The 12,162-nt window shown below is 48.2% G+C and carries 9 protein-coding genes and 1 pseudogene; 6 read left to right on the top strand and 4 right to left on the bottom strand.

Translation table 11 applies throughout. The features are described 5' to 3' along the window. Window positions 1–153: 153 nt before the first annotated feature. The 4 genes and pseudogenes from E2B99_RS04765 to rluB form a co-directional block, all read left to right on the top strand. A complete protein-coding gene (locus E2B99_RS04765; protein WP_134243817.1) occupies window positions 154–771 on the top strand; it encodes an L-threonylcarbamoyladenylate synthase in 618 nt (205 codons plus the stop codon). Window positions 772–1,150: 379 nt separating this feature from the next. Then, window positions 1,151–1,957, top strand: coding sequence for a segregation and condensation protein A (locus E2B99_RS04760; RefSeq protein ID WP_134243816.1), 807 nt, complete (start codon window positions 1,151–1,153; stop codon window positions 1,955–1,957). Continuing rightward, a complete protein-coding gene (scpB, locus tag E2B99_RS04755) occupies window positions 1,947–2,558 on the top strand; it encodes an SMC-Scp complex subunit ScpB (RefSeq protein WP_134243872.1) in 612 nt (203 codons plus the stop codon). The genes E2B99_RS04760 and scpB overlap by 11 nt, the downstream gene beginning before the upstream one ends. A gap of 61 nt (window positions 2,559–2,619) precedes the next feature. Next, window positions 2,620–3,465 (top strand): annotated as a pseudogene (rluB, locus tag E2B99_RS04750) (23S rRNA pseudouridine(2605) synthase RluB); the annotation flags it as partial. 96 nt (window positions 3,466–3,561) lie between these two features. Here the strand turns inward: rluB and bfr are convergent. After that, the gene (gene bfr / locus E2B99_RS04745) at window positions 3,562–4,032 is read right to left on the bottom strand and encodes a bacterioferritin (protein ID WP_134243815.1); all 471 of its coding nucleotides are present in this window, start codon (window positions 4,030–4,032) and stop codon (window positions 3,562–3,564) included. A gap of 518 nt (window positions 4,033–4,550) precedes the next feature. Between bfr and otsB the strand changes: the two genes are divergently transcribed. Together otsB and E2B99_RS04735 are read left to right on the top strand one after the other, a co-directional pair. Further along, window positions 4,551–5,504, top strand: coding sequence for a trehalose-phosphatase (otsB, locus tag E2B99_RS04740; RefSeq protein ID WP_134243814.1), 954 nt, complete (start codon window positions 4,551–4,553; stop codon window positions 5,502–5,504). Then, a complete protein-coding gene (locus E2B99_RS04735) occupies window positions 5,492–6,946 on the top strand; it encodes a trehalose-6-phosphate synthase (protein ID WP_134243813.1) in 1,455 nt (484 codons plus the stop codon). The genes otsB and E2B99_RS04735 overlap by 13 nt, the downstream gene beginning before the upstream one ends. A gap of 134 nt (window positions 6,947–7,080) precedes the next feature. Here E2B99_RS04735 and E2B99_RS04730 read toward each other — a convergent pair whose 3' ends face one another. From E2B99_RS04730 to E2B99_RS04720, 3 genes are all read right to left on the bottom strand, one after another. After that, the gene (locus tag E2B99_RS04730; protein ID WP_134243812.1) at window positions 7,081–8,289 is read right to left on the bottom strand and encodes an MFS transporter; all 1,209 of its coding nucleotides are present in this window, start codon (window positions 8,287–8,289) and stop codon (window positions 7,081–7,083) included. A gap of 352 nt (window positions 8,290–8,641) precedes the next feature. After that, window positions 8,642–10,675 (bottom strand): NAD-dependent DNA ligase LigA, encoded by a 2,034-nt coding sequence (gene ligA / locus E2B99_RS04725; RefSeq protein WP_205669637.1) that lies wholly within the window; start codon window positions 10,673–10,675, stop codon window positions 8,642–8,644. Between the two features lie 182 nt (window positions 10,676–10,857). Then, complete coding sequence (locus tag E2B99_RS04720) at window positions 10,858–12,162, bottom strand: cell division protein ZipA C-terminal FtsZ-binding domain-containing protein (protein WP_134243811.1); 1,305 nt, start codon at window positions 12,160–12,162, stop codon at window positions 10,858–10,860.

Here is a 12,162-nt window from a genome sequence, read left to right as displayed (position 1 = left end):
TACTGATTATCCATCCTTTAGAAATTCGTCATTAATTTTACATTTTTTAAAGTGAAATCAATCAAAATAGCCTAGATTAAATATAAGCATAGTCTAAGGTGGTAACACACCACTTCATGGGCGTGTTTTAATTGAACAACAAGGAACATGAACATGCTGCATTTACGTATTCATCCGGATAATCCGCAGCCACGCCTGATTCAGCAGGCCGTTGACCGCATCCGTGCCGGTGATGTGGCGGTTTATCCTACTGATGCCTGTTATGCGATTGGCTGTCATATCGGTGACAAGGCGGCAATGGAAAAAATTGGGCAAATCCGTCGCTTACCCGCGCAGCACCAATATGCCATTTTGTGTCGGGATTTGTCCGATATTGCCACTTATGCCAAGGTAGATAACAGTACCTACCGTTTATTGAAGGCCAACACCCCCAGTATTTGTACTTTTATTCTACCAGCCACCAGCGAAGTGCCCCGTCGTCTGTTGCATCCCAAGAAAAAAACCATTGGTATTCGTATTCCAACCAACCTGATTTGTCAGGCATTGCTCGAAGAACTGAATGAACCGCTGCTCACCAGCACCCTGATTTTACCGGGACAAGACCTGCCATTTGACGACCCCTACGACATTGAAATGCAACTGGGCAAGCAAATTGAGCTGTTTATTGATGGGGGCGTGTGTAGCCGTGGCGTGACCAGTATCATTGATTTGTCAGGTGATTACCCGGTTGTAGTACGTGAAGGCATGGGAAATGTGAGCGCATTCGCATAATTAAAATTTTAAATAAACTGTTCTGTCTGGTTGTATACGTCTCATTCAGCCTGTCTAAAATGATTTTACCAGCAGGCTGAAGGTTATTTTTCAAAGAATAAGATAATTTGCAAACTGACTGATCGTTCACACTTAAACGGTTGCTTTGCTGTACAATCCTCTCATTACGAGCGCAAAACTGTCAATTTTTGTAAATATAAGAAGTTGGCATAGAAAGTGCTATTTAAACGCGCCTGTTGACTTTCACTGGAAAAAGCTTAATACAGTTTTTTTGTAGCGCTTATTATTTTGTGAAGTAGACAGCTCTGCGCACTGTTATTGCTCAGATGATGGTAACTATTTTTCATGCCTTTTGTATAAATTCGCGTGGCCTAATTATATGAACCAACAACAAATTGCTGGTGAACCTGCTCAGCCTACGGTTGCCCGTATGTATGATGAGTGGTTTTCCCAAATCCCGGATGACCTGTATATCCCGCCTGAGGCATTCCAGATTTTGCTGGAATACTTCGAAGGGCCGCTGGATTTCTTACTTTATCTTGTTCATAAAAATGGCCTGAATCTGGTAACGCTGGACATTGCGCCCATTGCTACCCAGTACCTGCATTATATTCAGGGCATGAAAGCGCTCAATATTGAACTGGCCGCTGATTATATGGTGATGGCGGCGTCGTTGGCCGATATCAAGTCACGTTTGCTGTTACCCAAACCGCAGATTGCCAAACCTGAAGATGACCCGCGTCAGGATTTGCTCAGTCGCCTGCAAAACTATGCCAAGGTGAAGCAGGGTGCCCTGTGGCTGAGTGCCTGCCAGATTCTGGAACGCGATGTGTTTGATGCCAATAGCACAGTGGCTGCCATTTACACACAGGATGATGAGCAATTTGATGCCAGCCTGTTGCATCAGGCCATGACCTTGCTGCTCAAGCGCCCGCGCCTGCAAAGCCATCAGGTGGAAGTAGAACCCGTACAACTGGAAGAACGCATTGATTTTATCCGTCAGATGGCCATGCAGGGTGAGGTGATGTCGTTTTACCAGCTGATTAATCCGGCGCAAGGTCACATGGGCATTGTGGTGACCTTTATGGCGGTGCTGGAACTGGTGCGGCAAGGCGAGCTTGAAATCCGTGGCTGTGGGATTGAGCAGCCACTGGCAGTTACAGGACGGCGAAGCCATGCTGCCTGATACCGACCCCACTCATCCAGCATTGTTGCAGCCTGGCGTGCATCATCCAGTCAATATTATTGATGATGCCCTGCTGCGGCTGGAAGCCCTGATTTTTGCCAGTGAAGGGCCGGTTAATATCGCCCAGCTCAGGCAGGCCTTTGATGACAGTATTAGTGCTGCACAGATCAAACAGTGGCTGGAACTGCTGGCTGCACGCCAGAACAACCGTGCCATTGAACTAATTGAAACGGCCCAGGGTTATCGCTTTCAGGTGCGTGAGCATTACAGCAGCCTGATTGCCAAAGTCTGGCCCGAGCGTCCGGTGCGGTTGTCCAGCGCCCTGCTCGAAACACTGGCCGTGATTGCCTACCATCAGCCCGTGACCCGTGCTGATATTGAACATATTCGTGGTGTATCCGTGAACAGTCAGATTTTAAGAACATTGTTTGACCGTCAGTGGATTACCGAATCCGGTTTTCGTGAGATCCCGGGGCGGCCTGCCCTGTTGGTCACCACGAAACATTTTTTAAATGCTTTTGGCCTCGTGTCATTAAAAGCTTTACCACCGCTAGAAGATGTCAAGGAAGTACTGGATACCTTTAACGATAGTTTATCGTGACAGGCCCAGACAGATGCACCAGCGTGGTTAAAGCGATTTTTTTATTAAGGTTGTGTTTGCTATGAGTGAAAAGTTACAAAAAGTACTGGCCAGAATTGGTCTGGGGTCACGCCGCTATATGGAAGAAGTCATTGCTGCCGGACGTGTCAGCGTCAATGGCCGCATTGCCCAGGTGGGTGAGCGCATTGAACCGGGTGACGAGCTTCGTATTGATGGCCGCAAGGTTCAGTTCCAGCTGGAAGATGAAGTGCGCCGCCGTGTGCTGGTGTATTACAAGCCTGAAGGTGAAATCTGTTCACGCAATGATCCCGAAGGCCGCCCGACGGTGTTTGAACATCTGCCGCAAATTGCCAATGACCGCTGGGTGATGGTGGGCCGTCTGGACATTAACAGTACTGGTCTGCTGCTGTTTACCAATGATGGCGAACTGGCTAACCGCCTGATGCATCCGTCCAATGAAGTGGAGCGTGAGTATGCAGTGCGTGTGATGGGTGAAGTTACTGCTGAGGCGCGTAAAAACCTGCTGGCCGGTGTTGAGCTGGAAGATGGCCCGGCCAAGTTTGAATCGTTTAGTGAAATTGGTGGTGAGGGCATTAACCGGTGGTATCAGGTGGTGGTTAAAGAAGGCCGCAACCGCGAAGTACGTCGCCTGTTTGAATCACAGGGACTAAAGGTTAGCCGTCTGCTGCGTACCCGCTACGGTTCGGTGATTCTACCGCGCGAGTTGCGTACTGGGCGCTGGGTGGAACTGGACAAGCATGACATTGATAATCTGGTAAAAACTGTCGAGCTTAAGCCACGGGTTGGTACTGGGCTGTATGGCATGGCCAAGCGTCGCGCTGAGCGTCAGGTGGAAAACCCATTGCCTGCGCGCCGTGGTGGGTTTCTGCGTCAGCAAAAGCGCGATACCAGCATGAAATAATTCTTGATATTGAACTAAAAAGCCCAGTCTAATTAAACTGGGCTTTTTTATAAATTAAAGTCATTTAACGATCAAATTGACTTATACACCCATCTGCGACTGTAAATAATTCGGCAAACCAATTTTCTTGATCAGGCCCAGTTGTTTTTCCAGCCAGTAGGTATGGTCTTCCTCAGTGTCGGCCATTTGCGCACGCAGCATATCACGGCTGACATAATCGCCCTTGGCTTCACACAATTGTACGCCTTTGGCCAGATCCTTACGCACCTTGTACTCCAGCGCAAGGTCGGCTTCAAGGCAGGAAATCACATCGGTGCCAATATTCAGGCTATCCCGTGACATATCCGGCGTGCCATCCAGAAACAGTACCCGGCGAATCAGTGCATCGGCATGGCCGCCTTCTTCCTGGGATTCATGATCCAGCCGTTCATACAATTTATGCAGGCCCCAGTCTTCATACATCCGGGAATGAATCAGGTACTGGTCACGCGCAGCAAGTTCGCCGCCAATCAGCATATTCAGGTAATTAATGACTTCGGTATCGCCGCGCATGATGTTTCTCCTCAAAACTGGAATCATTATGACGCAGGCTATAATTTTTTCAAAGCGGATAATTGAGTAAGTTTATGATTTTCAACAATTAAAAATGAGAAGCATACGCATTTGCACTATTTTTTGATGTCATAACGCCTTGTTTTAAAGCTACATTTTAGGGCAAATGGTTTAAGTTGGGTGCACTAGTTCATATGCTGCTTTTACAAAAAAAGCTTAAACACAGTACCAAGTATATGGATATTCGAGTTAAGGGTAATATCGGGTCATTAAAGGTAAATCTTAAACAGATCCACTAAAGGACAAACCATTATTCCCAACAATATAAGAACCAAAAAAAGCATAAATATCAGCTTATTATTTTAATTACAAAAACTGGGAAATTAATCCAAGCAACCTTATACGTAATATTGTGAAAAATTTATGTGTAAAAACTTAATATTATGTAGTGCAAATAATAAATTTCGGCCAAACCATGAATTTTGGTGCTAAAAAAAGGCCTAGCCGAGGGTACCAGAATGACCAGCCAACCAATTAATGAGCAAACCGCTGAAAATCAAAATTTTGAAGATTCACCCCAAGATGCCATTCATCATCTGGCGCTGGATCAGGTACCTGCAAATCAAAACCCTGCTTTTAACCAAACCTGTTTTAATGACCCAGTCGAGCTAATCCAGCAGCTTCAGGCAAGCTCTCACACCTATTGCCTGTTTCTGGACATTGATGGCACGCTGGCTGATTTTTGTGATGACCCTGAACAAAGCTTTATCCCTGATGTTATGCTGGCGACTATTGCAGGCATCCAGCGCTGTCAGGTGCCGGTAATTGCAGTAACTGGCCGACAGATTCCGATCGCACAGCAGCTATTTCAATCACTGACGTTGCCGATTGCAGGTTTGCACGGTCTGGATATTGTACTGGACAGTGGCACCCGTCTAAGTCCGGACTTAAGCAGTATTGATTTTGACCGCTTAAAACAGGCACTCCAGCATGCCTGTACAGAATATCCCCGATTGCTGTTGGAAGATAAACAGTATTCTTTTGCCCTGCACTATCGCCAGTGCCCTGAACTGGAGCCAGTTGCGCATGACATTATGAAGCAGTTAGTGGCCAGTTATCCGCAAATGAAGCTGAATCATGGCAAATGTGTGGTGGAAATCTTGCCAATACAGGCAGATAAGGGTCATGCCATCCAGACTATTCTGGCACATTTTGGACTTGATCCCATCACACCGATATTTATTGGTGATGATATTACCGATGAATCCGGTTTTAAGGCAGTCAATGCGCAACAGGGGATGAGCATCAAGGTAGGAACCGGGCCTACTGATGCCCAATATCGTCTCAAAGATACTACTGCGGTTGCAGCGTTTTTAGCTCAGTTTCACCAGTTTTTGCCTTGCCGTGCTGCCAATAAGGCAGTGAGCAGTTGCACACGGGAACAATATGGAGAAGAAACATGTCCAAACTAATTGTATTGTCCAACCGGGTGAGCCTGCCCAATCCTGACAAACCCGCGGCTGGTGGCTTGGCAGTAGCGCTACAGGATGCGCTCACGGAAACGGGTGGTACCTGGCTGGGCTGGAATGGCGATATTGTTAGCGACAATAACCAAGCAGGCCAAACAGCAGCAAAACCGCAGTTTGGAAAAATTATAGATGGCAAAATTGAATACCTGACCTGCCCATTAACCCAACAGCAGTATGACCAGTATTATTGCGGGTTTGCCAACAACACCTTATGGCCAGCTATGCATGAACGGCAGGATCTAATTGAATATAATCAGGCCGAGTTTGAAACCTATCAAGAAGTCAATGCGCTATTTGCCCAGCAGCTTAAAGCCATTGCCCAACCAGATGATGTGATCTGGGTACATGACTACCATTTCTTTAGCGTAGCGCGCTATTGCCGTGAATTGGGACTGAACAACAAGATTGGCTTTTTCCTGCATATTCCGTTTGCCCCACTTTCCATCTGGAAATGTATTCCAACGGCTGAGCGTCTGGTTCAGGATCTGTGCCATTACGATCTGGTAGGCCTGCAAACCGATTATGACCAGACCCTGTGTATGCAGGCGTGCACCACCTTGCTAAAGGCGCAAAAAATCCAGCATTCACTGGTGAGCTACCAGCAACGCATTACCACCATTAAGTGCTATCCCATTGGCATTAACCCTGCCCAGATTCAGCAGGTGGCAAAAAAACATGCCAGTGACCGACAAGATGTATTTGATCTCAAAGCGCTAAAAAACCAGAAAACCATTATTGGCGTAGATCGTATTGATTACTCCAAGGGAATTCTGGAACGCTTTGATGCCTTTGCCGAGTTTTTGCAGCAGTATCCGCAATATCACCGGCGTATCACCGAGTTGCAAATTGCCTGCCCTTGCCGCATGGATATTCTGGCCTATCAGCGCCTGTTCCGGCAGGTCAATCAAACCGTAGAAAAAATTAATGACACCTTTGCCCAGCATGACTGGCTGCCGATTGACTGCACTAATGAAGTGGTGCCGCATGAAACCCTGATGGGGCTATACCGTCTGACTGATATTTGCTGGATTAGTTCCCTGCGCGATGGTATGAATCTGGTGGCCAAGGAATATATTGCCGCGCAAGACCCGGAAAATCCCGGCGTGCTGATTTTGTCTAAATATGCCGGTGCAGCTGAACAAATGCAGCAGGCGCTGATTGTTGACCCTACCGATACACAGGATATGGTTAATGCCTTAAAAATTGCGGTAGAAATGCCCCTCCAGGAACGTCTGGAACGCTACCAGCAATTGATGCAGGGTTTAACCACCTTTGATATTAATGACTGGCGCAACCAGTTTTTAAGTGACTTGCGCAAAAACCATCAACTGGAAAATTTTAAGCAGCCCATGCGGGCAGTTAATACGGCGTATCAGTTGTTATAGGAAAGCAAAGCAGCCTTAGCTTCTGCTAGTTCCATAATCTAGACAACATGGCTTTGAGATGCTTAAAAATACGGGGCAAACCAGCAGCTAGGGTAGCAAACTGGTTTGTCCCGTTTTAATTTTTGAGAGCTAAGTTATGCGTGGTTTGAAACCGGATCAACCCGGGTAAACTTGTTAAAAAACGCAATGACCAGCAGCATGGCCGCAACGATGGTAAATACAATCGTCAAACTGGTGACCTGCCCGACAATACCAATTAACGCCGGGCCAGTCAGGGAACCGGTATAGGCAATGGTCGAAACACAGGATAATGCAGCAGCCTTGGGCATAAGCGACTGGCGGCCAACCCGGGAAAACATTACCGGAACAATATTGGAACAGCCAAAACCCACCAGTGCATAACCCAGCAGTACCACAAACCAGTGCGGTGCAGTCACGACAACCACCAGACCCAGCGCAGCACAGGCGGCACTATAGGACACAATATTTTTCTCACCCAGGGATTTCAGCAAATAGCGACCAGAAAAACGACCCAGCGTCATGGTAATGGCAAAAAAGGTATACGCCAGACCTGCGTAAGCAGTGCTGACCTGATATTTAGAAGTCAGGTAAATGCCGCTCCAGTCCATGGCTGCGCCTTCGGACAAAAAGGCAATAAAGCACATGATGCCAATCATCAGGATGACCCGGTTAGGCAGTTTCCAGCCAGTTTTTTTCTGCTCGGGCGCAGACTCTTCTGTAGCTTCTTCCTTTTCAATTTCTGCCAGACAGGCGGGCACTGCCAAGATACTAATGGCTAATAACAGCATGCTAATGGCAACGGCGCTAACCAATGGCGATACGCCTGCTGCCAGTAAACAGGTAACGGTCATTACCCCGGCCAGCCCACCCAGACTACACATGCCATGAAAGCTGGACATTAATGAACGCAGGCTATTTTTTTCAACAATAACCGCCTGAAGATTAAGAGCAACACCAAAACTGCCTGCGGCCACGCCAAACAGGAACAGCGAAATCGCCATCATCAGCGAGGTGTTCCAGATGGTTAGCCCCGGCAATACAGCCAGCAATAACAGCAAGGCAAAGCCAATCAGCACGCGGCAACCAACACGCTGAACCAGTGCCCCAGTGGCAGGCATGGCCACCATGGAGCCAATCCCGGCACACAATAACAGCAGGCCAAAATCCGCATGATTGAGATGCAGACGCTGCTGGGCAAACGGAACCAGGGGCGCCCATGCCGCTGTACCAAAACCCAGCGCAAAAAAGTTCAGGCGGGTTGAAACCCGTTGCGCGCTCAGGAGAGTTGTATTATCAACGCCAGCAGTTCTAAACAGTAACATAATTGCGTGTCACCACCATGAAAAAAGACCAGTTGCCCGGCTAATCGGTAGTGCTCCTACACGCCTAGCCAATAGAAAAACCCCTGCTGATGCGTAGACAAACCAATGGATTTACCAGTTCGTTCTACAGTTCAGCAAGGGCTTACTAATTGGCGAGATTATATCCAATTACAATATTAATACATCCAGAATTTACAATTTATCCGGCCATTTTTGTAACCATGAAATCCTTTAGTACCAGTGTTTCTACCAGATTTATCCATAGTGTTTTAACCATAAATTTAACTACTACAACCAACCTAAATGTATATACTTTGTAAATAAATATTTAGATAATTTTGAGGAATTTTATTTAAATATCCTGCCCATAACTTTGCATCAGCTCAACAAATTCAGTTTCCGTTAAAATGCGCACACCGAGCTTTTGCGCCTTGTCCAGTTTGCTGCCGGCTTTTTCGCCAGCCACTAGTGCGCGGGTTTTGGCTGAAATACTGCCACTCACCCGTGCGCCAAGTGCCTGTAAATGCTGGGTGGCTTCTTCGCGGGTAAACTGGGTCAGGGTTCCGGTGAGTACCCAGCTTTCACCAGTTAAAGGCTGACGGGTACGTGGCGCAGGTAATGGCCAGTGCACCCCAGCTGCCAGCAACCGGTCGATCACTTCCATGTTGTGCGCAGCATGGAAAAAATCATGAATCCATTCAGCGGTAATTTCACCGACCTCGGGGGCTTTTTTTAGTGCATCCAGATCGGCAAATTTCAGGTTATCCAGCGTCTGGAAATTATCGGCCAGCATGCGTGCCGTGGTTTCCCCTACGCCGCGAATTCCCAAGGCATAAATAAAACGGCTGAGGGTAGTTTCCTTGCTGGCTTCAATGGCACCCAGCAGGTTTTGCAGGGATTTTTCACCCATTTTCTCTAAACCAAGCAGTACGTCCTGATGCGCATGCAACTGGTAAATATCCGCCACATTGTTAATCAGGCCTTTTTCCAGTAGCGATTCCACCCAGCGCTCGCCAAGACCTTCAATGTCCATGGCCTTGCGCGAAACAAAGTGACGAATGGCTTCCATACGCTGCGCTGGGCAATACAGACCGCCACTGCAACGCGCCAGCGCCTCCCCTTCCGGCATTACCACCGGAGAATCACACACCGGACAACAGGCTGGTAATTCTACGGGTACAGCATCAACTGGGCGAAACTCTGGCCAGACCCGCTCTACCTTGGGAATCACATCGCCAGTGCGATACACGCTCACGGTATCGCCAATACGCACATCCAGCCGATGAATTTCACCAATATTGTGCAGGGTCACATTGCTCACCGTTACACCGCCAACATACACCGGTTTTAAACGAGCTACCGGTGTGAGCGTGCCGATGCGGCCAATTTGCCATTCAATGTTTTCAACGGTGGTCAGCGCAGCTAGTGCCGGAAACTTGTAGGCAGTCGCCCAGCGTGGTTCACGACTTAAAAAGCCAAGCTGCTTTTGCTGGCTTAAGGCATTCACCTTGATCACCATGCCATCAATTTCAACCGACAAGTCAGCGCGCTGCTGCTGGATTTGTTCATAGGCCTGCTGCACTTCCTGCACACTGGCTGCCACAAAATGCTGCTCGCCAATTTCAAAGCCCAACCGGGTTAGCCATTGCATGCTGTCAGACTGGGTGGCAAAACCATGATGCGGCCTACACTGGGCAATCCCATAAGCATAAAACGCCAGTGGCCGGGCAGCAGCAATCTCAGGATTTAACTGGCGCAGACTTCCCGCAGCGGCATTACGCGGATTGGCAAAGGTTTTTTCACCACGTGCCTCAGCATCACGATTGAGTTTTAAAAAGCCACTCTTGGGCATGACCACTTCGCCACGCACTTCCAGAAACTCAGGTACACTTTGCCCCGGCTCAATGTGAAGCACTTTCGGCAGGTTGCGAATGGTGCTTACCGTATGGGTAATGTCCTCACCGGTTTCACCATCACCGCGGGTGACGCCACGCACAAAACGGCCCTGCTCATACCACAACGATACTGCTAATCCATCAAACTTGAGTTCAACTTCATATTCATAAGGCTGGTTGGGCAGGCGCTCACGCACCCGCTGGTCAAAGGCTTGCAGGTCTTCTTCATTAAACACGTTGCCTAGTGACAGCATGGGCACCGTGTGCTGCACGCTTTGAAACTTGGACAAAGCCTCACCGCCCACTTTTTGTGTGGGTGAATCCGGCTGGATCAGCTCAGGATGTTCTTGTTCAAGTGCCTTCAACTGGTGAAACAGCTGGTCATACTCTGCATCACTGATACTGGGCGCATCCATTACATAATAGGCATGGTTATGCTTGGCCAGTATGCTAATCAGTTCTCGCATACGCCGAATCGTGGACTGATTCATAGCTTGAGTCAGGTGCTGGGAATCGGTTGGTGGCTGCATCATATCAAAAAACCAGTGGTCAAAAGGGCTAACGTTTAAATAGGACATGGTAAAACAAAAATGCCATCATTGCAGCGCAACAATGGCAAGATCGATGACTAGAAAATCAGCCTGAATAAACCAGTCTGGCTCTCCCAATCTGCTTAGGCCGGCGTGCGGTATTCCAGTACAAAATGCCGGTAATGCTCGCGCAACTGCGGGCTAAGCTGATTCATGTGTTCATCATAAACCTGCCCATGAATTTCACGCGCCAGCAGGGTGGAAATGCTCACCATGGTGTCATAGCCTGCCACCGCATGCTTGCTGGGCAGCGCCAGGAAAAATGCCAGACCTTCCACCTGTTCGCTTGGCAGGGTTTCCAGATCAAAGCCGGATGGGCCTTCGCTGGTATAACGCAATACGCTAAACATCAGCGGGCCAGTGCCATCAGAATCGGCAAAGCGGTGGAACAATGCCATTTCACCATAACGCAGGCCAAACTGGCGTAATAGCTGAATAGTTCGTTCGCCAGACAGCGCACGCGATGCAGTGGGCATCACATACAGTGCCACAATATGCTCGGCCTGTGCCAGTGCACTTTCATCGTCACGGCGCTCCTGATCTTCAAGATGCGCATCCAGCAGTGCACTTTCACCCTGCCATTCCTCGACATCAGCAGTAGCTAAGGTGTCTTTCGCCGCATTGAGTTGTTCAGTATCAGACTTGCCGATGTGTTTGGAAGATGCAGTTGTATCCTCAAGCTCATCGTCAATAATGGAATCATCGGCTGAGGTGGCAGCTTCAAGCTGGGCCAGCGCCTGATCAAAGGTATCTTCAACCGGGTCCTGATCAGGCTTGCTGCTTTCTGCCAGCGCCTGTACCTGAGCTTGTGTCTGTACCTGAGCCTGTTGCGTGGTTATTGGGCTGCTGGTTGCTTCATTATTTCGACCCTGATCTGCATGGTCATCATTTAATGTGTCGTCCAGTGAATCTGCTGTACGATCTGCCTTGATGGCCGGAGCATCAGCCAGTAGGTCGTTGTCTTTATTGAAGTTGCTTTGATTAAAATCTTTTTTATCGAAATCGCTTTCATCAAAATCAGTGTCATTAAAGTCGTTTTTATCAAAATTATTTTTGTCTAAATCATCTTCAGCAATCGTTTTGCTATTTACTTGAGCATGATTTGTACTGGGCTGGGCTGGGCTATTTGCAGTCGTAGTTGCTGTGGCAAGCGATGGGGCTTGCCTAATCTGGTCACGCACATGGCGCGGAACAACCGGAATACGTCCGTTCTCATGCGCAGTGGTGATGTTGCTGTCAGCGTCATCCAGCATTACTTGTTCTGTTGCCGCTTGTTCAGTTGCCGTTGTTGTATTTTCACTGGTTGTATTTTTTCTAAGCATTAAATACAGGCCCAGGGCAATTGCCAGGGCAGCCAAGATATAACCAACAATGGTTAAAAAATCCAT

Source organism: Alkanindiges illinoisensis (assembly GCF_004377485.1).
Lineage (GTDB): Bacteria > Pseudomonadota > Gammaproteobacteria > Pseudomonadales > Moraxellaceae > Alkanindiges > Alkanindiges illinoisensis_A.
Note: the sequence above shows the minus strand (reverse complement) of the source record. Positions and strands in the feature narration are given on the sequence as shown.